The organism is Haloactinospora alba (assembly GCF_006717075.1).
In the GTDB taxonomy this organism is placed as follows: Bacteria; Actinomycetota; Actinomycetes; order Streptosporangiales; family Streptosporangiaceae; genus Haloactinospora; species Haloactinospora alba.
Window position 1 is genome coordinate 2,029,833 of record NZ_VFQC01000001.1, and the last position, 26,009, is coordinate 2,055,841.

Below are 26,009 nucleotides of genomic sequence, written 5' to 3' on the forward strand. Positions count from 1 at the left end.
GCTCGGAGCCGGGGGCACCGGGGCGCGTCCCCGAAGCACCCTACTCCTGACCGTTGCCCTGGGAGGGCTCGGAGGCGCGCTGCACCGCCGCTGCCATGGCTTCCTGCTGCTCCGGGGGAACCTTGATCTCGAGCATCTCGCGTGGAGGGATCGGTTCCTCGCCGCGGACCACGACGATCTTGGCGAAGATCTCCTCGACCCGGGCCATGGCCTCGGGCTTCACCGCGGCCTCGCCGCGGATCACGCCGCGCAGCACCCAACGGGGCCCGTCAACACCGATGAAACGCATTCGCTGTCCCATCTGGTGCCCCTCCTCGTTGGTCTTGCCCTCCACAGGCACGACCGCGCGCAGCTCCGTACCGAACGTTCCGGAGAACTCCTCGGCCTTGCCGCCCTGTTCCGTGATCTGGCTACGCAGCTCCTCGCGCATCTCGTCCCACAGACCACTGGACTTGGGGGCCGCGAACGGCTGCACCTGGATCGCCGACCCACCGTGGACCAGGGTGACCCCGATGATCCGGTTCTGCTTCTGGGCGACGTTGACCTGGACCTCCACCCCGGACTCCACCGGAACCCTCATACTGCCCAGGTCGAGGCGCTGCGTCTCGGGAGCCTCCTCGGAGGAGTCCCACGGACCCTGCGCCCGGTGCTGGTCCGACTCCTTCTCCGGCTCCTGCACCGGATCGATGCGTTCGGGAGCCGCGACGCTCTCCTCGGCCACGTTCTGCGTGCTGCTCTTCGTGCTGTTCTTCCTGCTTCGACGTCCGAACACGCCTCACACCTCTCCCGCGTCATCGTTCCCGGATCGGCCGGGAATCACCGTCGTGGTTCTTCCCTCGCGTATCCGCCCGTGGAGCCGAACCCATCCGCACCGCGCACCGAATCGGACAACTCATCTACCTCAGTAAAAATCGCCTGTTCGACACGCTGAATAATAAGTTGGGCGATTCGGTCGCCACGCGACAACCTGAGCGGCATATCCGGATCCGTGTTGAGCAGGGTCACTCTGACTTCCCCCCGGTACCCGGAGTCAATGGTCCCGGGAGCGTTGACAAGGGTCAGGCCGTGCCGGGCGGCCATGCCCGAGCGCGGGTGCACGAACCCCGCGTACCCGTCGGGAAGAGCGATGGCGATACCGGTGCCCACTGTGGCGCGCCGGCCGGGAGGGAGCTCGACGTCCTCGGCCGTAACGAGATCAGCGCCCGCGTCACCGGGGCGAGCGTAGTCGGGAAGCGCCAGGTCCGGTTGCAGACGACGAACCGAGACGCGCGGTTGGTCGCCGTTCGGGCAGTCACTACTCACACCGTGCGAGCCTACCGTCTTCCGCACGGCGCGGCAGCCGAGCCGCGGACCGCCGTTCCCCGCCCGCCGGGCCCCATCGGGCTCTGTCCTCCGGCCGCGCGGTGGCCCCGCGCTCGTATCGTTACCTCGGGGACCCAGCACCCGCCCCGGGAGGCGGGGCTGTTCCGTGGTGTGCGGGAAGCCCTTCTCGCACGTTCCCTCTTTCCGGTCCGGAACAGCCCCGTACCTCGACGGGACCGCGTCTCAGCCCACGGTCTCGGGAAGTGTCACGTCCACGCTGAGCTCGGCGCCGTCCACCGCCTCGAAACTGAGGTCGTTGACATTGCCCGCGGCGGCGATGTCGCTCTCGGCGGCCCGGGCATCGGGCACGTTCTCCCCGCGTACCGCGGCCCGCTCCACTTCGGCACGCATCGAGAGCTGCGCCTCCGACTTGGCCTTGCGCACCCCGCGCAGCACCTCGGAAGCCGCGGTCAGGACAGCGGGGTCCCCGTGCACCGCCCCGAACTCCGCCGTGTCCGGCCACGGCTCGGCATGCACCGAACCGTCGTGCCACCAGGACCACACCTCGTCGGCGACGAAGGGCAGGAACGGGGCGAACAGCCGGTTCAGGGTCGCCAGAGCGATCAGCAGCGCGCTGCGGGCCGATGCACCGGCCTCGGAGGAGGTGTCGTAGGCGCGGCTCTTCACCAGTTCCAGGTAGTCGTCGCAGAACTCCCAGAAGAAACGCTCGACACGCTCCAGGGCACGTGTGTGCTCGAACTCCCGCAGTGACGCCGTGGCGTCCGCAACGGCGTCACTGAGCGCGGCCAGCATCGCGCGGTCCAACGGTTCGCGCACTGCCGCCGGGTCCGAGGGGGTCTCCTCTCCCGCCACCTTCAGTACGAACTTGCTGGCGTTGAGGATCTTGATCGAGAGCCGACGGCCGACCTTCATCTGGCCCTCGTCCAGGGCGGTGTCCGTACCGAGCCGGCCGTTGGCCGCCCAGTAGCGGATAGCGTCCGAGCTGTAGCGCTCCAGCAGGTCGATGGGAGTGACGACGTTGCCCCGGGACTTCGACATCTTCTTCCGGTCCGGGTCCAGGATCCAACCGGAGATCGCGGTCGCGTTCCACGGAAGCCCGCCGTGCTCGAAATGGGACCGCACGACGGTGCAGAACAGCCACGTCCGGATGATGTCCTGGCCCTGCGGACGCAGGTCCATCGGGAACACCCGCTCGAACAGGTCGTTGTCCCGTTCCCACCCTCCTGCGATCTGCGGTGACAGGGAGGAGGTCGCCCACGTGTCCATCACGTCGGAGTCGCCGGTGAACCCGCCCGGAACGTCACGCTGGCCCTCGGAGTAGCCGGGTGCCGCCTCGGAGCTGGGATCGACGGGCAGGGTGCCCTCCTCCGGTAGGATCGGCGCGTCGTAGCGGGGTTCGCCCTCGGAGTCCAGCGGATACCAGACCGGGAACGGCACCCCGAAGAAACGCTGCCGGCTGATCAGCCAGTCCCCGGTGAGGCCCTCAGCCCAGTTCTCGTAGCGCGTGCGCATGTGCTGCGGGTACCACGTGAGCTCCCGGCCGCGTTGCAGCAGCGCGTCACGCACCTCGGCGTCCCGACCCCCGTTGCTGAGGTACCACTGCCGGGTGGTGACGATCTCCAGCGGCTTGTCGCCCTTCTCGTAGAACTTGACCGGGTGTGTGAGGGACTCCGGTTCGCCGATGAGCTCACCGGACTCACGCAGCATCTCCACCATCCGCTCCCGGGCGGTGTGCACCGTCGCGCCGGCGAGACGCGCGTAGGCAGCACGGCCGGCCTCGGAGTCCAGCCCCGGCGGAGGCGTGGGGACGATGCGCCCGTCCCAGCCGATCACGGAACGCGTCTCCAGCTGGAACTCCCGCCACCAGGTGACGTCGGTGATATCACCGAACGTACAGATCATGGCGATACCCGAGCCCTTCTCGGGATCGGCCAGGTGGTGGGCCTTGACGGGAACCTCCACGTCGAACACGGGGCTGCGCACGCTCCTGCCGAACAGGTCCTGGTAGCGCTCGTCGTCAGGGTGCGCCACAAGCGCGACGCAGGCGGGCAGCAGCTCCGGCCGGGTGGTCATGATGTACACCGGTTCGCCGTCGTCCCGGTGGAAGGAGACCTTGTGGTAGGCGCCCTGGCGTTCCCGGTCCTCCAGTTCGGCCTGGGCGACGGCCGTCCTGAACGTCACGTCCCACAGCGTGGGCGCCTCGGACATGTAGGCCTCCCCACGCGCCAGGTTGCGCAGGAACGCCCGCTGCGCCGCCGCGCGGGAGTTGTCGTCGATCGTCGCGTAGGTGTAGCGCCAGTCCACACTGAGACCGAGCCTGCGCCAGATCCCCTCGAAAACCTTCTCGTCCTCGGCCGTGAGCCGGTCGCAGAGTTCGATGAAGTTCCGTCGGGAGACCGGTACCTGTCGTTTCGGGTCGGGCTTGGCGGGCGGGGAGAAGTCCGGGTCGTAGGGGATCGACGGGTCGCACCGGACACCGTAGTAGTTCTGCACCCTGCGTTCTGTGGGCAGGCCGTTGTCGTCCCACCCCATCGGGTAGAAAACCGACCGGCCCTGCATCCGTTGGAAGCGGGCGATGATGTCGGTATGCGTGTAGGAGAAGACGTGGCCGATGTGCAGCGACCCCGAAACGGTGGGGGGCGGGGTGTCGATCGAGAAGATCTCGTTGCGGTTCTTCGTACGGTCGAAGTGGTAGACGCCGGACTCGTCCCATACGTCGGCCCACTTCGCCTCGATACCGTCCAGTGAGGGCTTGTCGGGCACGTGGAAGGAACGAGAGCGGTTGGTCATCGTGGCGCTGGAGGCCCTCCGCGTCGCCGGGGCGCGGGTTGGACCTCTTTCCTCCATTTCTCGGGTTCGCAACGTCTTTCGGTAACACACCCATTGTCGCAGGAGCGGGCGGGCGCGTGCGTGTCACCGGACCTCGCACCGACTGCTCTCGGACCCGTGGCGACGGCGTTCTCGCGAGTACGCAGCCAGCAACCACCTGAACGGGGTTGCCACGGCGACACAGCGCTGCCCTCCGGCGTGGGTGGAGCCTGCACCACCGGCACCGCACCGGCGACGGCGGCAGGTGCGGTTCGGGAAGGCGCTGGGCCAATGGTATTGCTTCCCGCAGCATGCTCGCTCCGGAACACCTGAGCCTGTCGGGGGAGAACACCCGAATCGCGGCCGCCCGGCGGGACGGAGCCGACATTCCGGCGGCCGGCGCTCCGGACGCGACGCACCGACCATGGCAGTATTTCGGTACAGGCTCCCCGCAGCACGCGGGAGTGACGCACGACTACGGAGAAGTGATCGATCGTATGGCAAAGAGGGAAGGCGCGCTCCCCGCGCAGCTCGTCGGCGGTGCGGCCGCCCTCGTGGCGGGTTTCGTCGCGCGCAAGGCTCTGACTTTCGCCTGGACCCAGGCAACCGGTAAGGAACCCCCGACCGAACCGGAGTCGTTGGATGTCGGTTTGGGAGAGGCCCTTGGCTGGGCGGTGGTGACAGGCGTGGGGATGGAGGTCGCGCGTGTCCTCGCGGTACGCGCCGCTCACCAGAAGATGCTTCCTCCCCCGGAGCACGGGGCTGATAACACGGTGTGAACCCGCGGATCTCGTGGTGGCAACGGCTGTCCCCGTCGTCCCCGCGAGGTCCGGTCCGTGCCCTCGGGCCGGTGTCTACGCGGGACGGGCCCTCTCCCCGAGCCCGGCGTTACGAGGGTTCGCTGTCCGTCCTCTGCCGCGTCTCCGACGGGGCGGAGGGGCGCAGTTCGGCGCGGAGGCCGGAAACGAGGCTGCGTGTGGCCGCTCGGTTCAGGGTTCCGCCCGCGACCGCGCCGCTGAGGTAGGGGCCCAGCGTGCCGAGCTGGCGGCCGAACAACAGCATCAGGCGCTTGCGCAGGGCCGTTCTCGCTGTCGCTCCGAGGACGGTGGTCACGCTCTCGGGGGAGCCCAACGGTGCGACACCGCGGTTGTGCGCCCAGGCGAGCACGTAGTCCAGGCCGCGTTCGGTCGCGGACCCCTGGGCGGGCCGGTGGTAGCACTCGTGCAGTTCGGCGACGAGTTTGACCTCGACAGCGGCGACGACGAGCGTCTCCGCCGCGAGCTGCGCCGGTGTGCTGAGCAGCAGTGGTGGAGCGGTGAACTGCGCGGCCGCGAGTGCTCCTCCCACGACGCCCGTCGTGGTGGTGGCGCGAGAGGCGTTGCGCTCCAGCGCCTCGGCGAGTCCCTCACCGTCCAACCCGTTGTGGTGGCGGACCAGCGTCGCGTGGTCACGCACCGGTATGCGGGGGACGACCTCGTCAGTGAACGTCTCCGTGAGCCAACGGCCGCTGGCCACTCCCCGCACGCCCGCGGTGCGGGCACCGGAGGCCAGAACCCGCGCCAACCGAGCCATCAGGCCGCTGCGCTGCCGTGCGTCACTCCCCTCACCACCGATGATCCGGCCGACGAGCACGCCTGCGTCCTCGTCGGCCGCGGGGGTCGCGCTCCCACCGGAGCGGTTGCCGTGTGAGGGCCCCTCACTCACCGAACGTGGCACTGCCGCCACCCTTCCCGGGGAACGCGGAAAACGTTCTTGAGCCGTTCTCGTACGGCACGGTGTCGCCCCCGACGTGTGATACGACCGCTTCGCGACGCCATCCGGTGGCAGCGGTCGGTGTGGCTGTCACCGACACGGGCTCTCCTCACTCACGGGTACGGGTACGGACCCGCGGCACAGTTCCGGTTTCCGCCCCGATCAGCACGACGCTTCGCCTCCGGGTCGCAACGACCGACCGGGGTGAGCGCCGCCCGTGGGATCAGGACAGGACCGGCGTGTCTTCCCGCGTGCACGATGCGTCCCGAACCGGGACGCATCACGCGCAACGGTCCGCCGGTCGCCGAGGCAGCGGGGGGAACCGCCCGTCTCAGGCAGCGCATTCCTTGCAGACGAGCTGGCCCTTCCGCTGTTCGGCGAGCTGGCTACGGTGGTGGACGAGGAAGCAGCGCGAGCAGGTGAACTCGTCGGCCTGGCGCGGCAGGACACGGACCGCCAACTCCTCACCGGACAGGTCAGCCCCCGGGAGTTCCATCCCCTCGTTGGCTTCCTCCGGGTCGACGTCGACGGTGCTCGTTCCCTTCTCACCCCGACGCGACTGCAGCTCCTGCAGGCTGTCCTCGTTGATCTCCTCTTCGTTCTTGCGCGGGCTGTCGTAATCGGTCGCCATTCTGCTAACTCCATCCCCCTCGATCTATGCCTCGTTGCGCCGATGCAACGTTTGGGCGCCGCCTCGTGTGCCCGACACGACGGGAAAATTCCGCTCGCGTACGTGGACTGTGCCCCTTCCGGGTGTCCTCACACCCGGCAACCGCGTTGAGTGACCGAACGCGTCCGCTCCCAAGCACTCTGCGCAACGGCTGCTGTTCATGTGCTACCCAACGCTCGAAGGAGTCCGACCTATTTCTCCGTCTTCCCTCGCACCGGACAAGCGTGGGTACGCCCCGTGTGACAAGGTCAGAACAGACACGTCCGCGTCGCGGCACATTCCCGCCGCGTTCACGCCCGGGAGAGCATACCTAGTTGTGGCACGCGCCCGGACCACGGGTTGCCGTGTCGTCAGACACGTATAGATACCATGCCGGCGCGGTCAGCCGCAGCTTCTCCACGGAAGGCGTTACGGGTTCGTCCCCGCGGACGTCTCCTGGGCCGCCGACGGGAACCGCACGGTGACGACCAGCCCCCCGCCCGCTCGGGGCCAGGCGGTCACGGTACCGCCGTGCGCCTGGGCGACCGAACGGACGATGGACAGCCCCAGGCCGGCGCTCTTTCCGGAGCTGGTGCGGTCCGAGGTTCCACGGCGGAAGGGCTCGAACAGTCCCTGCATCTCGTAGGCGGGAATGACCGGGCCCGAGTTCTCCACCTGGATCGCCGGCGCTCCCTCGTATATCCCGGAACGCACCGTGATCTCGCCCTCGGCCACGTTGTACCGCAGGGCGTTCTCCACAAGGTTGGCGACCAGGCGCTCCAGCAGCACGGGGTCCCCGGTCACCGGCGCGCCACGCAGGTCAGAGCGGACCGTCAGCCCCGACTCGTCCAACTCGGCCGACAGCTGGCTGAGCACGGTCGTGGACACCTCTCCCATGTCGACGTGGGTCCGGACCTCGAGCTCCCGGTCGCTCTTGGCCAGGAACAACAGCCCGTCGATGAGCCGCTCGTGCCTGGCGTTGGTCTCCTGGAGGGTACGCCCCACCGTTTTGAGGTCGGACGAGGCCTCCGGGTCGCTCAGTGCGACCTCCAACAGGGTCCGGTTGATCGCCAGGGGGGTGCGTAGTTCGTGGGAGGCGTTGGCGACGAACCGGCGCTGCCCGTCGAACGCGCGGTCGAGGCGCTCCAGCATGTCGTCGAAGGTGTCCGCGAGCTCGCGGATCTCGTCGTCGGGACCGCTCAGCGCGATCCGTTCGTGCAGGGAACGCTCGGAGAGACGGCGCGCTGTCCGGGTGATCTTCTGCAACGGGGACAGGGCGCGGCCCGCCACGACGTAGCCCAGACCCACCGCGAGCATGCCGACGATGACCAGTGCGAGTACGGAGAACCGGGTGACCTCGGCCAGCACGCTCTCGATCATGGAGTTCTTGAGGCCCTCGATCAGCTCCGGATCGTCGGCGTAGGGGGAGTCCGGCGGGAGGGTGAACGTGAGGTTGTCCAGCAGGCCCGCCACGATCACGTAGTTCAGCAGGACCAGCAGCGACCCCGCGGCGAAAAACAGCATCCCGTAGATGAGGGTGAGCCGGGCCCGCAGGCTGATGTTGTCGGTCAGCCGGCGCACCCCGTGGGACGCCGCGTGCTGGTTCGCCGTCTGCTGGTCCGGGGAAGACGCCAACCGGCGCCACGTCCCGGTGTCCCCCTGCCGGGTGGGCGCGACCGTCTCCGGGTGGGAACCGGGGGTCGTCTCGTTCTCGCTCATGCTCACATCCGGTACCCGGCGCCCGGCACGGTATGGATGACCGGGGGGTCGCCGAGTTTCTTCCGTAGTGTCATGACGGTGACGCGCACGACGTTGGTGAACGGGTCGGCGTTCTCGTCCCAGGCCTTCTCCAGCAGCCCTTCGGCGCTGACGACCGTTCCCTCGGCACGCAGCAGGACTTCGAGCACGGCGAACTCCTTGGGGGTCAGTGACACGCCCTGCCCGTCGCGTTCGACCGTGTGGTTCGCGGGGTCGAGCGAGATCCCGTTGCGTTCGAGCACCGGCGGCAGGGGCGGTGTCGCTCGTCTCCCCAGCGCCCGTACCCGCGCGATCAGTTCCGGGAACGCGAAGGGTTTGGCGAGGTAGTCGTCCGCGCCGAGTGTCAGCCCCTCGACCTTGTCCTCCATCTCACCGGAGGCGGTCAGCATCAGGATCCGGCACGTGTAACTCTTGTTGACCAGTTCCCGGGCGACGTCGTCCCCGTGGACCCGCGGAAGGTCCCGGTCCAGCACGACGACGTCGTAGTCGTTGACGGTGAGGTGCTCGAGAGCGCTGTCACCGTCGTAGACGACGTCCACGGCCATGGACTCACGCCGCAGCCCGACAGCCACCGTGTCGGCGAGGACCTGTTCGTCTTCGACCACAAGTACGCGCACTGTCGCCCTTCGTCACGGGACACCGGGGAGAGCCGCTGCCGGAGCATCCCCCAACACACCGGCAGCGGCATCAACCCCGGCTACGTCCGCCGTTATCGCACCCGCGGAGTAAGGATGAGGTAAGCCCGTCCGGTTCACACGCCGCAGCGGTACCGCATCCAGCACCTCACCCTGTTCCACCCGCCCCGCGGGCCAGAGCGCGGGTGCGTGACAGACCCCAGGCAGTGGAACCACCGACCGGCTCGGAGGCGCGGTAGCGGTTCCTCCTGGATGCGGGGTAACCGCTGCCGGTGTATCCCCCAACCACCGGCAACGGATCAACCCCGCACATCTCAAAACTGACACATCCAGGATAAGAAAAAACTAAACACAGCCACCCACCGCCCACTGTGTCATACGACACCCCCGAAACCAGAGCGTCGGTGTGTTCGGGGACCATGGGAACGGAGGGCGCTACGGTCCCCGAGCCGAGGTGCCGATCACCCACCCCCCGCTGTCGGTGGAGGACGAGCAGTAAGGCAAGTTTGGTCACAGCGACAGCACGGGTAAGAATGGTGAGGCTTCCGCTAGCTCCCGTCACAGTGCCGTGACATGTCATAGCGCGGACACAACCGAGAAGTGAGGTGAAATGGGCGAGTTCGTAGCGGAGATCAAGGGCCGCATCGACGAGACGCACCAGTCGCTCCAAGCAGCCCGAGCCGCAGGAGACGACGTCCTTGCCGACGCGCACGCGTCCGAACTCGAGGACCTGCACCGCATCGCTACTCGCAACGGTGTCAACCCCCACTGCGGGTAGTTCACACGACCACGAGCCATAACACAGCACGTACCCGCCGGCGGACCGACCGTTCCGCCGGCTTTTTTCGTTACCCCGGCAGCGGCGGAGAACACGCCACGTCCCGTCCGCGTTTCCGGTTAGTCTTCTCCCGAGGATGCCCTCCCCGTTCCCGACGCCACGGGGCCGCACGGGAGGTGGTTGTCGCGGGCGGCAGAACAGGCATCCACGTCCGCCGCGTTGCCGTACTGGTACGCGGCGGCCCCACCGCCGCCCACGGCGTTGGCCACCGTCGTGTCCGTCCGCTGCGGCGCACGGACGGCAACACCCGCACCAGGAAGGAGGACGGCGTGTCCTCCCCGCCCGACGGCGGGGATGTCCGCGCCAACCGTCCAGTGACCGTCGAGCAGTTCCGTGCCGACCTCGCCGGGAGACCGGAGGCGCTCAGCACGCTGGCCGATCGCGTCAGCAGGAACGATCCCTACGCCGCCCTACCGTCCCTGTTGGACGAGGAGCCCGCCGGGGTTCTCCTGCTGGGGGTCGGCGGCGCACGCTACGCCTGTGAGGTCGCCGCGTCCCGAATCCGTATGGCCGGGATCGGAGCGGTCGCGGAGTACGCCTCCGCGGCGCGCAGTTTCCCGCCCAGCTCCGACATCCTCGTGGTCGCCGTTGCCGTGGGAGGCGGCCTGCGCGAAGTGTGCGGGGCTCTCGAGGCCTACACGTCCCACTCCCCCATCATCGTCCTGACCGACGCTCCCACGTCCCCTGTGGCCCGTTACGCGGACGTCCTCGTCCCCGTCTCCCCAGCGGCCGCGCACGGTGGGACCGGTAGCCACGGATACCAGAACGCTCTCGCGCTGCTCCTGCTTCTGGGACAACGGTTGGGTGCTCCGGCTCTCGGCGCCAGCAGCGACCTGACGCTGAGTATGCGCCGCGCTGCCAACGCCGCGCAGGACCTGCTGGAGCGTGCCCCCACCTGGGTCCCCCGATTCGCCGCGGCTCTCGAGTCGCCCACCGGACCGCACTTCCTGGCTCCGGCCGAACGGTTCTGTTCCGCACAGCACGCGGCGTTGGCCCTCCGGCAGGGACCTGTCCTCGCGTCCCACGCCGTCGAGTCGGGCGAATGGTCGCACACCGGCCGTTACCTGGCCGCCGTCAGCGACTACCGGGCCGTCCTGTTCACCGGGTCGCAGTACGACGACCGGGTGTCGGAGCACCTTCGTCAGCTGCAGGGGACGTTCGTCGCGGTCGGCGGAACCGTGGAGGGCGCGGCGGCGGAGCTGCGCTACCTCGGGGACGGGGACACCGAGATCAGGCTGCTCACCGAACCGTTGGTGGGCGAACTGCTCGCCGCGCACTGGTGGGCCCAGCGCGGTGTCTGAGCCGGGCTCAGGCCGAACTGCGCACCCAGGAGGAGTGCAGGTCGGCGTAGACGCCCGGTTGCCCCACCAGTTCCGCGTGGCTTCCGCGCTGGACGACGCTTCCCCCGTCGAACACGAGCACCTCGTCGGCGGCCTCCGCCGTGGACAGCCGGTGGGCGATCGTCACGGACGTCCGGCCGGAGGTGAGCCGCTGCAGCGCGTGTTGGATCCGCACCTCGGTGTCGGGATCGACTGCCGACGTCGCCTCGTCCAGCACCAGTAGCTCGGGTCCGGCGATGTAGGCCCGCACCAGCGCCACGAGCTGTCGTTCTCCCGCCGAGAGCGACTCTCCCCGCTGCCCGACCGGAGTGTCCAGCCCGTGTGGCAGTCCCTCCAGCCAATCGGTGAGACCGAGTTCGGCGACCGCCGAGAGGAGTTCGGCGTCCTCGGACTCGGGCCGGGAGAACCGGATGTTCTCCCGGAGGGAGTCGTCGAACAGGAACCCCTCCTGGGGAACCATCACGATCCGGCTGCGCAGGGAGGAGAACGTGACGTCGCGCAGGTCCGTCCCGTCGACGAGGACCTGTCCCTCGTCAGGGTCCATGAGGCGCGTCAGCAGCTTGACGAACGTGGTCTTTCCGGAACCGGTCTCTCCGACGACGGCGACCCTGCTCCCCGGCCGGATCACCTCCTCGATCCCGTCCAGCACCGGAGGACCGCCGGGGTAGGCGTAGGAGACACCGCGGAAGCGTACCTCCACCGGTCCCGGCGGAAGGTCGTGGCCACGCTCCCCCGGGTCCGTGATGTCGGGGGTGGTGTCGAGCACGCTGAGGATCCGGCTCCAGCCGGCGATCGCGTTCTGGGCCTCGTTGAAGATCTCCGTGGCCATCATCATGGGCTGGATGAACAGTGTCACCAGGAACAGGAAGGCGACGAGCTGGCCGGGGGTGAGGTTTCCCCCGACACCGAGCAGCACGCCGACCACGACGATGGCCGCGGTGGCGAAGGCCGAGACGAGTTCACCGACGGGGGACACCGCCATGGACAGCCGCTGCGCCCGGACCTGGGCGTCCCGCGTGGCGACAACCGTCGTGTCGATGCGCCGCGCCGTGCGTTCCTCCGCCGCGTGCGCCCGGATGACGGCGGCGCCCGTGATCGTCTCACCGACGACGCCCAGCATCGCCCCGGTGCGTTCACGTACCCGAACATAGGCTCGGGAGAGCAGGCGCTGCAGCCAACGCGCCCCGAACAGCAACGGCAGGAAGCACGCCCAGACGACGAGTGTGAGCTCCCAGGAGTAGACCGCCATCAGCCCGGTGGCGACGAGGAGTTGCCCCGCGCTCACGATCAGCTGCACCCCGCCCCACTGCATGAACGTGCTGATCTGGTCGACGTCGGAGGTGACGCGGGAGACCAGGGAACCGTTGCGCTCACTGTTCTGGGTCAGCACCGACAGGTCGTGGATGTGCCGGAATGCTTTGCGGCGCAGCGTTGCCAGCCCCGACTCCGTGGCCCGGTACAACCGGACGTTCATGAGGAAGCCGGACACGGTGGTGAGCACCAGCAGCACAGCGCACGACGCGACGGCGAACCCCACGAACCCCAGGTCGGGTGCTTTCCCGGTCCCTCCCAGACCGTTGTCGATGATCTGCTGGACGGCCAGCGGGACCACGATCTTGCCGACAGTCGCGACAACGGCGAACACGAGTGTCAGTCCCAGTCCCCGGGTGAACTCGGGGGAGAGACGCAGGCCGCGGCGCAGGGTTCCGGACGCGGGTTCGGAGGAGTGCCCGAGTCCGGGCGCCGGCCCGTCGGAGGCCGCTGTACTGTTCTCGTCGTGGACAACCGTGGAAGCGCTCACCGCAGTACCTCCGTTGCGGTCTCGGGGGTGGTCTCCGGGGTGGTCCGGTCATCGTGGCGGTCACGGGCCGCACGCTCGTAGGCGGTGACCAGGCGGTTGTAGCCGGGGGACCGGCGCAGCAGCTCACTGTGGCTGCCACGGTCGCGGACGGTGCCCTGTTCCATGTAGACGACCTCGTCGGCGAGCTCTATGGTGGCCCGCCGGTAGGCCACGACCAGTACGGTGCGTCCGGCCGCGGCCTCCTGTCGTCCGGACGCCCGGGTAGCGATCTCGCCCAGCCCGGACAGGATCCCGGCCTCGATCTGCGGGTCCACCGCCGACGTCGCGTCGTCCAGGACCAGCAGCCTCGGGTCGCGTGCCACGGCGCGGGCCAGCGCGAGGCGCTGGCGCTGGCCCCCGGAGAGCGTGGTGCCCCGTTCGCCCAGTTCGGTGTCGAGACCGTGCGGCAGGGCCGCGACGAACGAGTCCGCGTGTGCCACCCGCAGGGCGGCCCACACATCGGTGTCGTCGGTCTCCTGCTCCGCGCCGAGGAGGACGTTGCCGCGCACGGTGTCGTCGAAGATGAACGCTTCCTGCGGCACCAGGGCGGCGGATGCGGCGATCTCTCCCCTGGCCAGGTCCCGTGTGTCGGTCCCGTCCATCCGGACCGTTCCCGTGTCGGGGTCCACGAGGCGCACCAGGAGGTGCGTCAGGGTGGACTTGCCCGAACCGGTGGGGCCGACGACGGCGACGGTGCTTCCGGCCGCGATGTCGAGGTTCACGTCGCTGAGCACGGTGGTGCGTCGCGTTTCCGCCGGTTGGGCGGTGCCGGCGAGGTCCTGACCGGAGCCCGCACCGGTTCCGGTCGGCGACGAGGCGTCGAAGGCGTCCTCGTAGGAGAACCCCACCCCGCGCGCCGAGAGCCGGATGCCGCCGCTTCCCTCCAACCGGGACGTGCCGTGTTCCATCGCTCCCCCGGCGGACAGGACGCTCTGGACACGGCTCCACCCCACGACGCTGCGCGGTAGGTCTCCCAGCAACCAACCGAACGAGCGGGTCGGTTGCGCGAGCAGGGTGAACAGGTAGGCCACCTCGACCAGGTCCCCCGCCGCGACGTTGCCGGTGGCCAGACGCCACGCGCCGACGGCCAGGACGGCGAGCACCCCGAGGTTGGGCAGTGCCTCTATGACGGGGTCGAACATGCCACGCATCCGCCCCACCCGGATCTGGGCGTCGCGCAACCGGTGGGCGGCGGAGGTGAAGCGGCGCGTCTCGGTGTCCTCGCGCCCCAGGGATTTCACCACGAGGGCTCCGTCGAACGACTCGTGGGCGACCTCGCTCACCTCGGCCCGTAGCGCCTGGGCCCGGCTGGCGGCCGGCGACACCCGGCGCTGGAAGACGAGGTTGGCGGTGATGAGGAGGGGGAAAACGACGAACCCGACGGCAGCGAGCAGGGGGTCGGTCGCGACCATCGCCACGGCCGCGATCACGAACATGAACAGGCTGCCGATAGCCATGGGAAGCGGGGCCAGTGGGCCCCACGCGGCCTCGACGTCAGCGTTGGCGTTCGACAGGAGCTGACCCGCGGGATGGCGGTGGTGCCAGGACATGGGAAGCCGGAGGTACTTCCTGGCGACCTTCCGCCGGTAGCGCGCCTGCATCCGGAACTGCATCAGCCCGGCGAACAGGCGGCGCGCCCCGAGACCGAGGGCCTTCGCCACCCCCACACCGAACAACAGCGCCGCGGCGGTGGTGAGTGCGGCCGCCGTGGTGCGTCCCTCGTCGAAGGCGGGGAGGATGACCGTGTCGGTCACATGCCCGAGAACCGTTGCCGAGGCCACGGAGACGGCGGCGTGGAGTGAGGCCCCGAGCGTGGCGAGGAGGAAGACGGCGGGCTCGGTGCGCATCGCCGTCCACAGCACCCCCATACCGCGGCGGAACACCGCGGGTTCACCGCTCCTGTCGGGTCTGTTCCCCTGCCGCATGCGGCCCCCTTGTCATGTCCTGGTCCCTGCCGGAGGCGGGCCGCCCGCAGGAGACGACATCCGCCTGTATCGCCCCGCTCCTGGGGCGGAGGGGGCCGCCCTGTTCAGCATCCGACCGGGGCGGCCTATTCCGGTTTTTCCGACACGTGTCGCGTTCCTGGGACCACGAGAACGGGCCCGGCCCCCCGTGGGGCGAGCCGGACCCGTCAGCGGTTGGCACGTGGGGCTATACTCCGCCTGCCACAAGGGCGCGGAACGTGTGCGGACCGACGATGCCGTCCACGGCCATTCCGAACTCGTCCTGCATTTCCTCAACGGCCTGTTCCGTGTTCGGACCGTAGATTCCGTCGAGTGCCAGGGATTTGTCGTAGTCCTGGATCAGGCTGTGCTGGATCGCGTACACCACGGGCCCGGTGGTGCCCCGGCCGTACTCTCCGAACACCTCGCTCCGGAGGGTGTTCCAGGTTTCCTGGTTCAGTGTCCCGCTGTCGTGGAGATCGTTGTCGGGATCGTCCTGGAAGGCGGTGACGGCCTCGGTCATCGCCTCGCCGTAATCGTCGTTGATGTCGCCCTCGAAGTATCCGAGGTCGTCGAGTAGGTATTTCGCGACACCGATGTCGGTGTCACTGTCCCCCTCCTCGTATTCCGGCCACTGCAGTGCCTCGATCTCGGCCAGTACCTCGGGGGAGGTGTCCGGGTCGTCCGCGGAGGCGGCCTGCGCCCCGGCTATTCCCATACCGAAAGCGAGAGCTCCGGACACGAGCACCGTCGTGGTCGTACGCACCATCTGCATACGTGCTTTCCCTTCATCGACTGGAATCGGCAACTGTTCCACGCGGGAAGATGCCTCAGCCAGATGAATGGTTTGCGACAACGCGGCAAATCAATCTTAAGGGTTAACTTTTTCTTACTTTGCGAATTGCGTGACAACCAAAGGGAGGCGAATGCGTCGGCCACGAATTATCCAGGATCCTGGCCAGTCACAAAACAAACAAAAAAGAAAAATGCGACACAAAAAACAAAGCGAACTTTTTTAGCGCCCAGTTATCTGCCCGTGGAATGCAGAACAAACAACTATCTGCCACACTAATCGACCCAATCCCGACTCCGCGCACCGAAACAACAGCAGCAGGTTCCGCGACGGGGGAGCATGCGGGGACGGTGCGACAGGCTGCCTCTCCCGCTCCCGGGACACCGGGGCGCGAGTCCCGGGGAGCAGACGCCTCGGCAAGCGGCCCTGCCCCCCAGAGCTCTCACGGTCCGCACACGGTCATGGCAGCGCCCTCCCCACGCCCCCGTGCCCGGTTGCGCGGGCCCGCACCGCCGGAAAACCGCTCAGCGCACCGGGTACCCGGCGTCGGAGAGGTGCGCCTTGATGTCCGGGATGGTCACTTCCTGGAAGTGCAGCACACTGGCCGCGAGAACGGCGTCGGCCCCCGCGGCGACGGCCGGAGGGAAGTCCGCCGCCTTTCCAGCACCGCCGCTGGCGATGAGGGGGATTCCGGTCGCTCTGCGCGCTGCCCGGATGAGCTCCAGGTCGAACCCCTCTTTCGTCCCGTCCGCGTCCATGGAGTTGAGCAGGATCTCACCGGCCCCCAGCTCCGCGGCGCGCTGCACCCACGCGACGGCGTCGATGCCGGTACCGCGCTTCCCGCCGTGCGTGGTGACCTCGAACCCGCTCGCCGGCGCGTCACCGCCCACACTCCGGCGGACATCAGCGGAGAGCACCAGTACCTGGCTACCGAAACGGTGAGCGATCTCCCCGATGAGCTCGGGCCTGGCGACAGCCGCCGTGTTCACCCCGACCTTGTCGGCACCGGCACGCAGCAGGCGGTCCACATCGGAAACCGTGCGCACCCCACCGCCCACTGTCAGTGGGATGAAGACCTGCTCGGCCGTACGCCGCACCACCTCGTAGGTCGTCTCCCGCTCACCACTGGAGGCCGTCACGTCCAGGAACGTGAGCTCGTCCGCACCGCTCGTTCCGGCGTCGTAACGCCCGGCGAGCTCCACCGGGTCCCCAGCGTCACGCAGCTGGGCGAAGTTGACTCCCTTGACGACACGTCCCTCGTCGACGTCCAGGCAGGGAATGACTCGAACCGCTACTGACACTGTTCCACCGCCTCCACTGCCTGGGCGAAGGTGAACGCCCCCTCGTACAGGGCGGTTCCCATGATGACCCCCTCGACACCCATCGGGGCCAGCCCGGCGACCGCCCGCAGGTCGTCCAGCTCGGCGATACCACCGCTGGCCACCACCGGTTTGGTGGTGTTCTCGCACACGGTACGCAACAGTTCCAGGTTGGGGCCCTTGAGCGTACCGTCCTTGTTGACGTCGGTCACGACGTAGCGGGCGCACCCGTCCGCGTCCAACCTGCGCAGGGTGTCCAGCAGGTCGCCGCCGTCCCGGGTCCAACCACGAGCGGCCAGCGTCGTCCCCCGCACGTCCAGGCCGATCGCGATGCGGTCCCCGTGTTTCGCGATGGCCCTGGCGCACCATTCCGGGTTCTCCAGGGCGGCGGTACCGATGTTCACCCGGCTGCATCCGGTGTCCAGGGCCGCGGCGAGCGAGTCATCGTCGCGGATACCGCCGGACAGCTCCACCCGGATACCGAGGCGCTCGATGATGGCGGCGAGCACGTCGCGGTTGTTCCCGCGACCGAAGGCGGCATCGAGGTCAACGAGGTGGATCCACGTCGCTCCGGCGTTCTGCCAGTCGAGCGCGGCCTGCAACGGGTCGCCGTACTGGCCGCCGGAACCACTCTTTCCCTGGACGAGCTGGACGGCCTGCCCACCGGAGACATCCACCGCTGGGAGCAATTCGAACGTGGAGGACATTGGCGTTGTGTGACCTTTGCTGACGAGACGTTGGGGTGCGAGGCCGGGGTGCCGGCCGCGTATGAGCCGCGTGACAGGAGTCGCGGGCGCGACGGTGGGGACCGGACGGCCGCAGTGGAGGCTGCGTCTCCGACCTACAGGGTCGCGACCCAGTTGGCCAGCACCTGTGCTCCGGCATCACTCGACTTCTCCGGGTGGAACTGGGTGGCGCTCAGCGGGCCGTTCTCGACGGCGGCGACGAACGGCTCACCGTGCGTGCACCAGGACACCAACGCCGGCGGGATGTGCGCGCTGGCCGGTTCCTGCTCCCACTCCAGAACGGCGTAGGAGTGGACGAAGTAGAAGCGCTCTTTCGGGTCGAGGCCGGCGAACAACCGGCTCCCCTCCGGAACGTCCAGGGTGTTCCACCCCATGTGCGGAACGGTCCGGGCGCGCAGCCGTTCCACGGTACCGGGCCACTCACCGCATCCCTCACTGGTGACACCGTGTTCGGCACCGTGCTCGAACAGGATCTGCATTCCCACACAGACCCCCAGCACCGGACGCCCGCCGGCGAGGCGCTTACCGATCACACGGTCCCCACCCGCCGCGCGCAGCCCTTCCATACAGGAGCTGAAGGCGCCGACTCCGGGAACGACCAGCCCGTCCGCCGCCATCGCGGCGGACGGGTCGTCGGTAACCACAGTGTCAGCCCCCGCACGCTCCAGCGCCCGGTGCGCCGAACGCAGGTTGCCTGATCCATAGTCGAAGATGACGACGTACGGTTGCACGTACGACTGCCGCCTTTCATTCACACCTGGTGTTTCCAGGACTTGCGATCACGTTAGCCACCCAGGCGCAGAACGCCCGCGGCGAGAGCCACCGCGGCACACGCGCCAAGGCTCAGAGCACCGGCCGTGGTGGCGGTTCGCACCGACCAGGCGCCCCCGAGCAGCAGCCCACCCAACGCGAACAGCAGGACGGGCCACGCGCTGTCCATCACAGGGCGCCCTTCGTCGAGGGGACGTCGCTGACCCGGGGATCCCGCTCGCACGCGAACCGCAGCGCGCGGGCCAGCGCCTTGAACTGGCACTCCACAATGTGGTGGGCGTTGCGTCCGTAGGGAACGTGCAGGTGGATCGCCACACGCGCCTGCGCCACGAAGGACTCGAGAATGTGGCGCGTCATCGTCGTGTCGTAGTCCTGCCCCACGAGCGGGGCCATTCCCTCGGGTTCCGTGTGCACCAGGTAGGGCCGCCCGGAGACGTCAACAGTGGCTTCGGCCAGGGCCTCGTCCAACGGGACCTTCGCGTCCGCGAACCGACGGATGCCGGCCTTGTCGCCCAGGGCCTCGGCGAACGCCGCGCCCAGGGCCAGAGCGGTGTCCTCGATCGTGTGGTGCGAGTCGATGTACAGGTCGCCCTCGGCTCGGACCGTCAGGTCGAACAGCCCGTGTTTGGCGAGCTGGTCGAGCATGTGATCGTAGAAGCCGACGCCGGTGGCGACATCGGCGACCCCGGTACCGTCGAGATCGATCTCCACGGCGACCTTGGTCTCTTTCGTGGCGCGTTCGACGCGGCCGGTACGACTCATGTGCCCTCGGATTCCTCTGTGTTCGTGCCGCGCTGGGACGGACTCCGCCGTGCGGACGGGTCAGGACGGCGAAGCCGGACCTCCCCGACCGGGACGGGATACGTGGCGCGGTGTGCCTCTATCGCGCGGACCGGACGGTCGGCGACACTAACCCCCGGTCACTTGGAGCAACGCGTCGCGGAACGCCGACATTTCCTCCGGGGTGCCGACGCTGACCCGCAGCCACCCCGCGGGGCCGGTCTCACGGATGAGCACACCGCGGTCGAGCAGGCCCTGCCACACGGACTTCCGGTCACTGAACCGCCCGAACAGCACGAAGTTGGCGTCGGAGTCAGCGACGACGAAACCGTGCGCGCGTAGCCATTCCACCAGTTCGTCGCGTTCCTCGCGAAGCTGTTTCACCGCTCCCAGCAGTTCGGGGGCGTGCTCCAGCGCCGTGATCGCCACACTCTGGGTGATAGCCGACAGGTGGTAGGGGAGCCGCACCAGGTGCAGGGCTTCCACGACGGCAGGGTGGGCCGCCAGGTAGCCCAACCGCGCTCCCGCCATGGAGAACGCCTTGGACATGGTGCGCGAGACGATCAGCCGAGGGTGGGAGTCCAGCAGTTCCAGCGCACTCGGGGTGCCCGCGCGGCGGAACTCGGCGTAGGCCTCGTCCACGACGACGATCCCGGGAGCCACCCGCGCGATCGCCTCGATGGTCTCCAGCGGAAGCGCGGTCCCCGTCGGATTGTTCGGTGAGCTCAGGAAGACCACGTGCGGCTGGTGCTGTTCGATCGCGCTCGTTGCCTCGGCGACGTCGACGGAGAAGTCGTCGGCGCGCGCTACCGAGAGCCAGGTGGTGTTGGTGACCCCGGTGATGATGGGGTGCATCGAGTAGGAGGGTTCGAACCCCATGGCCGTACGCCCGGGGCCACCGAAGACCTGCAGGATCTGCTGCAGTACCTCGTTGGAACCGTTGGCGGCCCATATCCGGCTCTCGTCCAGCCCGTGGCCGAGGTACCCGGCCAGCGCGCGGCGCAGCCGGACAGCGTCCCGGTCGGGATAGCGGTTGAGCCCGGTGGCGACCTCGGCGACGTCGCGCGCGAGAGCCGCCGCCACCTGCTCCGACGGAGGGTAGGGGTTCTCGTTCGTGTTCAGCGCGATGGGAACGTCGATCTGCGGGGCACCGTAGGGGGTGCCTCCGCGCAGGTCGTCGCGGAGTGGGAGATCCTCGAGTCCGAGTTCCCGCGAGTTCGGGTCCATTACTCCCCCCGTTCCGTCGTACTGCGTTCGGGAGCGAACCGGGCGCTGACCGCCTCCCCGTGGGCGGGCAGGTCCTCGGCGTCGGCCAGCGCGATCGTGTGGCCGGCGACCTCCCGCAGCGCCGAGCGGTCGTAGTCCACGATGTGGGTCCCCCGCAGGAAGCTCTGGACGCTGAGGCCGGAGGAGTAGCGGGCGCTGGCCCCGGTGGGCAGCACGTGGTTGGATCCGGCGCAGTAGTCGCCCAGTGAGACCGGGGTGTGGTCCCCGACGAAGATGGCACCGGCGTTGTGCACCCGTTCCGCCACCGTCCGGGCGTCGGCCGTCATGATCTCCACGTGTTCGGCGGCGTAGGCGTCCACCACGGAAACGCCGTGCGAGAGGTCGTCGACCAGCACGATACCGGACTGGGGGCCACCGAGCGCCTCGGCCACCCGCTGGCTGTGCTTCGTGGCGGGGACGCGCGTCTCCAGTTCGTCCTCCACCCGCTGCGCGAACGTTTCCGAGGGGGTGACAAGCACCGATGCCGCGACAACGTCGTGTTCGGCCTGGCTCACCAGGTCAGCGGCCACGTAGCCGGCATCGGCCGTGTCGTCGGCGAGGACGGCGATCTCGGTGGGCCCCGCCTGCGCGTCGATCCCGATCACGCCGCTGAGGAACCGTTTCGCGGCCGCCACCCATATGTTCCCCGGCCCGGTCACCATGTCGACGCGTCCGCACTCGTCCGTGCCGTAGGCGAACATCGCCACCGCCTGCGCGCCGCCGACACTGTAGATCTCGTCGACACCGAGCAGCGCGCACGTGGCCAGGACCGTGGGGTGCGGAAGCCCGGTGTCCGGCTGTGGAGGGGAGGCCACGGCCAGCGACCCCACCCCTGCCTCCTGCGCCGGTACGGCGTTCATGACCACACTCGAGGGGTAGGCGGCGCGCCCGCCCGGCACGTACAGCCCGACCCGGCCGACGGGAAGCCACCGTTCGGTGACCGAGCCCCCGGGGGCGACATGGGTGGTGGTGTCGGTCCGGCGCTGGTCCCGGTGGACGAGCCGACTGCGGCGGATGGCCTCTTCCAGGGCAGCGCGTACGTCCGGGTCGAGCCCGGCGAGAGCGCTGTCGACAGCCGTTCGGGGGACGCGGAACTCGGTTACCCGCACACCGTCGAACTTCTCCGTAAGCTCGCTCAGTGCCTCGTTTCCCCGGTCACGCACGTCCGCGCAGATCGGGCGGACCTTGTCGGCCATGTCGTCGACGCCGGTTTCGGCACGCGGCAGTACGTCGCGCGGGTCTCCCGGCTCTCCTCGGAGGTCGATTCTAGAGATCACGGCCCCTATTCTACGTGCGCTGGAGCAGCGTCCCGGTGCGCGTTCCCTCCCGTCCCCGGTCGCGGAGCACGATCCACGCTCGCCGGTGGCGAGGAGACGGGCGGGCCGGAGTGACCCCTCCCCGGAACCACACGCCCGGGCCCCGCCACGGGGCGCCGGGCGCGAGTGAGCGCCCGTCCGGCACACCACCCGCGCGGCACGGACAACCCACCCCTCACTGCACCATTTCCCACACCACAACAAGAATGTAGGCAAGCCTCACCATAAGAAATAAAAACGAGCCTATCCTAACTTTGGAATACCTAACCTAATGCGGCAACAATGGAGGTGCACCTAAGTGATGTACCTTGCATTCATTTGATCGAACGTTCTTTGGATATGAGTTATTGTTGGGGCATGACTTCGACGAGCAAGACAAGCGAGCACGGACTGTCCAAGTTCCACCGCCTCCTGGTTGACCAGCTGCGGCACGAGTACACGGCGTCCCAGCAGTACATCGCCCTGGCCGCGTGGTTCGACGACCGCGACCTCCCCCAGCTCGCGCGGGTCTTCTACCGCCAGTCGCTGGAGGAGCGCGACCACGCGATGATGATCCTGCGTTTCCTGCTGGACAACGACGTCCCGGCGACGATCCCGCAGGTCGATGAAATCCAGAACAATTTTGACGCCGCACGGGAGCTCGTGGCGCTCGCCCTGCGCCAGGAACAGGAAGTGACCGAACAGTTCCATTCCCTCATGCGGGCGGCCCGTGAGGAGAACGACTACACCGGGGAACAGTTCCTCCAGTGGTTCCTGCAGGAGCAGACGGAGGAAGTCGCCAAAATGTCGACCCTGCTTTCCGTCATCGACCGCAGCAGCGGGAACCTTTTCGACGTCGAGACGTTCGTCGCCCGCGACATGCCGGACGAGGCCGGCGGCGACCCGTCCGCCCCGGAGACCGCCGGTCCCGCACTGACAGTGTGAGCCGACACCCGTCAGACCGGTCCGCTGTCCGCCGCGCAGGCGGGCAGCGGACCGGTCGGCAGCAGCGTTGCTCCCGCTCCGTCCATGTGACACCTCCATGACCCTCCCGGTAGTGACCGGGTCGGTCTCGCTTCGGGTCTCTCCCCCACACATTCCGGCTGTCCACCCGCCGGCCGGGGACACACGAGACCCCGCACCCATCCCGGGCCATGCGTCGGTTCCGCACCAGGACCGCCCGGCTGAGCACGGTTCCCGAGCGGACGCGCACCAGCCCGAGCCGCGCGTGTGACGGACCGCCAGCGGACCCCCTGGGAGGACAGCGCCGCGCGGCACACCCGTGGCCCCTCCCCGGGCCCGCGCCCGCGTAGGGGCCCCTCCGGAACGGCTGGCGCCCGACCTTCGCACCGTGGGAAAGCCGAACGGCGACGAACCGGAACCGTCGCGACTCGCTTCCCTGTCTCCGCACGGGCCCCGTGGACACGCGGCCCTGTTGTCCACGCTCCGGACGCGGCTCTTTCGGAACCGGTCCGTGGAAACGGCGGTCCTGGGCACCGGTTACGAGAGGTCCGCCCTCCGGCGACAGGGCTCCACGATGCTTCGTCGCCCCTCCCCGGATCCGCTGGGAGGGCCGGGGCCGTTCCGGTGCCCCCGTTCACGGGCGGCGACATTCAGATAACTCCACCAAACACACCACAAGTGAAAATAATTCACACGTCAGGTAATTCCCATGCTTTTCCGTTGCTCCTTTATCTTTTCCGTGGTGCGGGATAAACTCATGCCCGCATCACCGGCAGCGACGCATTACACGAGCACAAAAACACAACAAAACGGAACAAAAAGGCAACCAGCACCCAGTGCCCCCCTCCAGAGAGATACCTGTGCACCCTCCACACTCACCAGCGTCGGGAACGGGGCCACCACCGAACTCGGCCTGCCCTCTGTACTCCGGTGAAAGCCCTCCCCCCGTTCCCCTCACCGGACAGGAGAACCTGGCCGAACTCCGCGAACGCTACGGTTCCGCCGCCCCCGTCGAGCTGGAACCGGGCGTCCGCGCATGGCTGCTGCTCGGTTACCAGGAGAACCTGGAAGCACTGCGTAACACGCGCAGCTTCTCCAACGACCCACGCAAATGGAGCCTACGCCGGGAAGGCCACATACCTCCGGACTCTCCCCTCCGCTATGTCGCCCAGCACCTCCCGCAGGCCGCCACCAACGACGGAGAGGTCCACCGGCGGCTCCGCTCCCCGGTCGCCGCAGCGCTCCGCCGCCTTGACGAGGAAACGTTGCAGGCCCGGGTCCAGTACCTGGCCGACCTTCACATAGACGCGTTCTCCGGTCGCGGACACGCCGAACTCGTCGAGGAGTACGGCTCCGCCCTTCCCGCGGCCGTGCTCAACTGGATCATCGGCGTTTCCGACGACGAGCGCGCTCCGGACATCGCCGCCACGGACCCCCAGAGCAGTGACCGGGCGACGGCCCACGAACAGTTGCGTACCGTGACGCAGTACTTCACCGAACTGGCGCGCCGCAAACGCGACTCACCCGGCCACGACCTCGTCAGCCAGCTGGTAGCCCACGAGTCGAACCTCTCCGACACTGAGGTGGCCCACTCCCTGACAATGCTCGTCACCTCGGGGCACGGGACAACCTCCGCTCTCATCGGCAACGCGTTGTACCGGGTACTCACCGACGCGGACCTGCGCTCGGCGCTGTTCGACTTCCAGCTGCGCGTCGATGACCTGGTCGAGCAGACCCTGTGGAACGATCCACCACAGCGGAGCTGGCTGGGGCGCTACGCTCGGGAGGACCTGCGGTTCGGCTCCGCCGACATCCGGGCCGGGGACGGAATAGTCATCGGCTTCGCCGCAGCGCACAGCGACCCGACAGCGACCGGCTCCGGTGAGTCCGCCGCCGGCCTCGGTTCCGCCACGAACCGGGCCCACCTCTCCTGGGGTGCCGGGGCCCACCAGTGCCCGGGACAGCATCTCGCCTGGCACATCGCCACCACCGGGATAAGCGCTCTGCTCCGCCGCCTACCCGACACGCGACTGGGCACATCACCCGCACGGATACGCCGTTCCGGGTTGTTGAACGGCCGGGGACTACTCGAACTGCCCGTCACCTTCACCCCGGTGGCGGCCTCCCGGAGTGGGGGCAAGACGCCGCCCTCCACGCCCGAAACCGCGCAGTACGCCCCAAGGGGCGGGGTCTCCGCGCCGTTCGCCGCCATGGTCGCCCGATGGCGGCGCCGCCGGTAGGAACTCAGCGTGGCACGTCACCGTCCGGACCGGCGGCGCGCGCACTACCGGGGTCAGCGCTGTCCGGCTGCCCACCGGCACAACGCATGTACGGAAGATCCCGGCGCCACATGCTGACCGCGTCGAAGACCGCGTACTGCAGCACCCCCACGAACGGCCACGTCAGCAGGGCGCTCAACGCGTGCAGCCGCAGCCCCGCGGTAATGACGTCGCCCGGCTGCGCGGCGTCACGCGCGCGTTGGAAGCCCTCCGCGTCGAGCAGGACTCCCACGCGCCACGCGACCACCGAACCCAGGAAGGCGCCCACCACGAGGCAGAACAGGAAAAAGAGCCGCACGTCGGCCCCGCGGAACGTAGCGGCCAGACGATACTGCAGGGCGTAGACGGTGTAGCCGGACACCAGTCCGACCGCCGTCGCCATGAGAGCGAAGTACCCTTCCGAGGCGAACGTCGTCTCGGAGACCGGGTAGGGAACGGTGGCCCCCTCCGAGGTAACGGTGACGTCGGGACGCGGGGCGAGCGTCCACCACAGCACACCGACCAACGCGCCGACCAGCGCCATCGCCCCCACGACCACCGCGGCTGCCACCAACCGCCGCTGCGTCACCAACGACCCACCCTCTTTCCTACTCTCCCGTGGTTACCGGAACATCCCAGCACCACTGTCCAGCACACCGGCACCAGGGGTGCCCCACGGGACGAGCGCGCGAACAGAACACCATCGTGCACCATAACCGAGTACGCGCCAGGACTCGTGGTTTCGGGCGGGGGCTCGGACGGCTGTCCGCACGGACGGGCCGGTGCGATCCGCCCGCACCGACCGACCGTCACCCCGACCGGCGGGAACGGCAGGGTGACGCGAGTGGACACGAATGTTCACTTTCCGGTTGGTTCAAGACGTCTCCCGCGAGTGGCACGCTTGGACCACCCGGTTCCCGTCCCCGCCGCGA

23 protein-coding genes are annotated in these 26,009 nt (G+C 68.6%); 5 read left to right on the forward strand and 18 right to left on the reverse strand.

The window, feature by feature from the left end; genetic code table 11:
* Window positions 1-40: 40 nt before the first annotated feature.
* From FHX37_RS09125 to valS, 3 genes are all read right to left on the reverse strand, one after another.
* Complete coding sequence (locus tag FHX37_RS09125) at window positions 41-772, reverse strand: DUF3710 domain-containing protein (RefSeq protein ID WP_141923514.1); 732 nt, start codon at window positions 770-772, stop codon at window positions 41-43.
* Between the two features lie 44 nt (window positions 773-816).
* Window positions 817-1,302: a dUTP diphosphatase gene (gene dut / locus FHX37_RS09130; protein WP_141923515.1), complete on the reverse strand. Its 486-nt coding sequence runs from the start codon at window positions 1,300-1,302 to the stop codon at window positions 817-819.
* A 243-nt stretch (window positions 1,303-1,545) separates the two neighbouring features.
* On the reverse strand, window positions 1,546-4,113 hold the full coding sequence (valS, locus tag FHX37_RS09135) for a valine--tRNA ligase (RefSeq protein WP_141923516.1): 2,568 nt from the start codon (window positions 4,111-4,113) through the stop codon (window positions 1,546-1,548).
* 515 nt (window positions 4,114-4,628) lie between these two features.
* On the opposite strand from valS, the gene FHX37_RS09140 reads away from it, so the two are divergent.
* Window positions 4,629-4,910 (forward strand): DUF4235 domain-containing protein, encoded by a 282-nt coding sequence (locus FHX37_RS09140; RefSeq protein ID WP_141923517.1) that lies wholly within the window; start codon window positions 4,629-4,631, stop codon window positions 4,908-4,910.
* A gap of 109 nt (window positions 4,911-5,019) precedes the next feature.
* Here FHX37_RS09140 and FHX37_RS09145 read toward each other — a convergent pair whose 3' ends face one another.
* The 4 genes from FHX37_RS09145 to FHX37_RS09160 all read right to left on the reverse strand — a co-directional run bounded on the left by FHX37_RS09145 (window position 5,020) and on the right by FHX37_RS09160 (window position 8,907).
* On the reverse strand, window positions 5,020-5,847 hold the full coding sequence (locus FHX37_RS09145) for a hypothetical protein (RefSeq protein WP_246062212.1): 828 nt from the start codon (window positions 5,845-5,847) through the stop codon (window positions 5,020-5,022).
* A gap of 367 nt (window positions 5,848-6,214) precedes the next feature.
* Window positions 6,215-6,514, reverse strand: coding sequence for a DUF4193 domain-containing protein (locus FHX37_RS09150; RefSeq protein ID WP_141923518.1), 300 nt, complete (start codon window positions 6,512-6,514; stop codon window positions 6,215-6,217).
* 447 nt (window positions 6,515-6,961) lie between these two features.
* A complete protein-coding gene (locus tag FHX37_RS09155) occupies window positions 6,962-8,251 on the reverse strand; it encodes a sensor histidine kinase (RefSeq protein ID WP_141923519.1) in 1,290 nt (429 codons plus the stop codon).
* A gap of 2 nt (window positions 8,252-8,253) precedes the next feature.
* Window positions 8,254-8,907, reverse strand: a complete 654-nt coding sequence (locus FHX37_RS09160) for a response regulator transcription factor (protein WP_141923520.1) — start codon at window positions 8,905-8,907, stop codon at window positions 8,254-8,256.
* A gap of 628 nt (window positions 8,908-9,535) precedes the next feature.
* On the opposite strand from FHX37_RS09160, the gene FHX37_RS22770 reads away from it, so the two are divergent.
* Window positions 9,536-9,703: a hypothetical protein gene (locus tag FHX37_RS22770; protein ID WP_170181535.1), complete on the forward strand. Its 168-nt coding sequence runs from the start codon at window positions 9,536-9,538 to the stop codon at window positions 9,701-9,703.
* Window positions 9,704-10,077: 374 nt separating this feature from the next.
* On the forward strand, window positions 10,078-11,064 hold the full coding sequence (locus FHX37_RS09165; protein WP_141925147.1) for a MurR/RpiR family transcriptional regulator: 987 nt from the start codon (window positions 10,078-10,080) through the stop codon (window positions 11,062-11,064).
* Between the two features lie 7 nt (window positions 11,065-11,071).
* Here FHX37_RS09165 and FHX37_RS09170 read toward each other — a convergent pair whose 3' ends face one another.
* The 10 genes from FHX37_RS09170 to hisD form a co-directional block, all read right to left on the reverse strand.
* Window positions 11,072-12,904, reverse strand: a complete 1,833-nt coding sequence (locus FHX37_RS09170; RefSeq protein ID WP_141923521.1) for an ABC transporter ATP-binding protein — start codon at window positions 12,902-12,904, stop codon at window positions 11,072-11,074.
* Window positions 12,901-14,868 carry an ABC transporter ATP-binding protein gene (locus FHX37_RS09175; protein WP_141923522.1) on the reverse strand — a complete coding sequence of 656 codons (1,968 nt, stop codon included), beginning with the start codon at window positions 14,866-14,868 and terminating at the stop codon, window positions 12,901-12,903. Before FHX37_RS09175 ends, FHX37_RS09170 begins: the two co-directional genes overlap by 4 nt.
* Before the next feature lie 226 nt (window positions 14,869-15,094).
* Window positions 15,095-15,661: a peptidoglycan-binding domain-containing protein gene (locus tag FHX37_RS09180; protein WP_141923523.1), complete on the reverse strand. Its 567-nt coding sequence runs from the start codon at window positions 15,659-15,661 to the stop codon at window positions 15,095-15,097.
* Between the two features lie 542 nt (window positions 15,662-16,203).
* Window positions 16,204-16,980, reverse strand: a complete 777-nt coding sequence (gene hisF, locus FHX37_RS09185; protein WP_141923524.1) for an imidazole glycerol phosphate synthase subunit HisF — start codon at window positions 16,978-16,980, stop codon at window positions 16,204-16,206.
* Complete coding sequence (gene priA / locus FHX37_RS09190; protein WP_141923525.1) at window positions 16,971-17,705, reverse strand: bifunctional 1-(5-phosphoribosyl)-5-((5-phosphoribosylamino)methylideneamino)imidazole-4-carboxamide isomerase/phosphoribosylanthranilate isomerase PriA; 735 nt, start codon at window positions 17,703-17,705, stop codon at window positions 16,971-16,973. The genes hisF and priA overlap by 10 nt, the downstream gene beginning before the upstream one ends.
* A 134-nt stretch (window positions 17,706-17,839) precedes the next feature.
* The gene (gene hisH, locus FHX37_RS09195) at window positions 17,840-18,475 is read right to left on the reverse strand and encodes an imidazole glycerol phosphate synthase subunit HisH (RefSeq protein WP_141923526.1); all 636 of its coding nucleotides are present in this window, start codon (window positions 18,473-18,475) and stop codon (window positions 17,840-17,842) included.
* A 53-nt stretch (window positions 18,476-18,528) separates the two neighbouring features.
* Window positions 18,529-18,684 carry a hypothetical protein gene (locus tag FHX37_RS22775; RefSeq protein ID WP_170181536.1) on the reverse strand — a complete coding sequence of 52 codons (156 nt, stop codon included), beginning with the start codon at window positions 18,682-18,684 and terminating at the stop codon, window positions 18,529-18,531.
* Window positions 18,684-19,277, reverse strand: a complete 594-nt coding sequence (gene hisB / locus FHX37_RS09200) for an imidazoleglycerol-phosphate dehydratase HisB (protein ID WP_141923527.1) — start codon at window positions 19,275-19,277, stop codon at window positions 18,684-18,686. Before hisB ends, FHX37_RS22775 begins: the two co-directional genes overlap by 1 nt.
* A gap of 147 nt (window positions 19,278-19,424) precedes the next feature.
* On the reverse strand, window positions 19,425-20,522 hold the full coding sequence (locus FHX37_RS09205; RefSeq protein ID WP_141923528.1) for a histidinol-phosphate transaminase: 1,098 nt from the start codon (window positions 20,520-20,522) through the stop codon (window positions 19,425-19,427).
* A complete protein-coding gene (gene hisD, locus FHX37_RS09210) occupies window positions 20,522-21,838 on the reverse strand; it encodes a histidinol dehydrogenase (RefSeq protein ID WP_141923529.1) in 1,317 nt (438 codons plus the stop codon). Before hisD ends, FHX37_RS09205 begins: the two co-directional genes overlap by 1 nt.
* A gap of 396 nt (window positions 21,839-22,234) precedes the next feature.
* On the opposite strand from hisD, the gene FHX37_RS09215 reads away from it, so the two are divergent.
* Both FHX37_RS09215 and FHX37_RS09220 read left to right on the forward strand, forming a co-directional pair.
* On the forward strand, window positions 22,235-22,801 hold the full coding sequence (locus FHX37_RS09215; RefSeq protein WP_141923530.1) for a ferritin: 567 nt from the start codon (window positions 22,235-22,237) through the stop codon (window positions 22,799-22,801).
* 878 nt (window positions 22,802-23,679) lie between these two features.
* Window positions 23,680-25,059: a cytochrome P450 family protein gene (locus FHX37_RS09220; RefSeq protein WP_141923531.1), complete on the forward strand. Its 1,380-nt coding sequence runs from the start codon at window positions 23,680-23,682 to the stop codon at window positions 25,057-25,059.
* Window positions 25,060-25,063: 4 nt separating this feature from the next.
* Here FHX37_RS09220 and FHX37_RS09225 read toward each other — a convergent pair whose 3' ends face one another.
* On the reverse strand, window positions 25,064-25,666 hold the full coding sequence (locus FHX37_RS09225; RefSeq protein ID WP_246062377.1) for a hypothetical protein: 603 nt from the start codon (window positions 25,664-25,666) through the stop codon (window positions 25,064-25,066).
* Window positions 25,667-26,009: the final 343 nt, after the last annotated feature.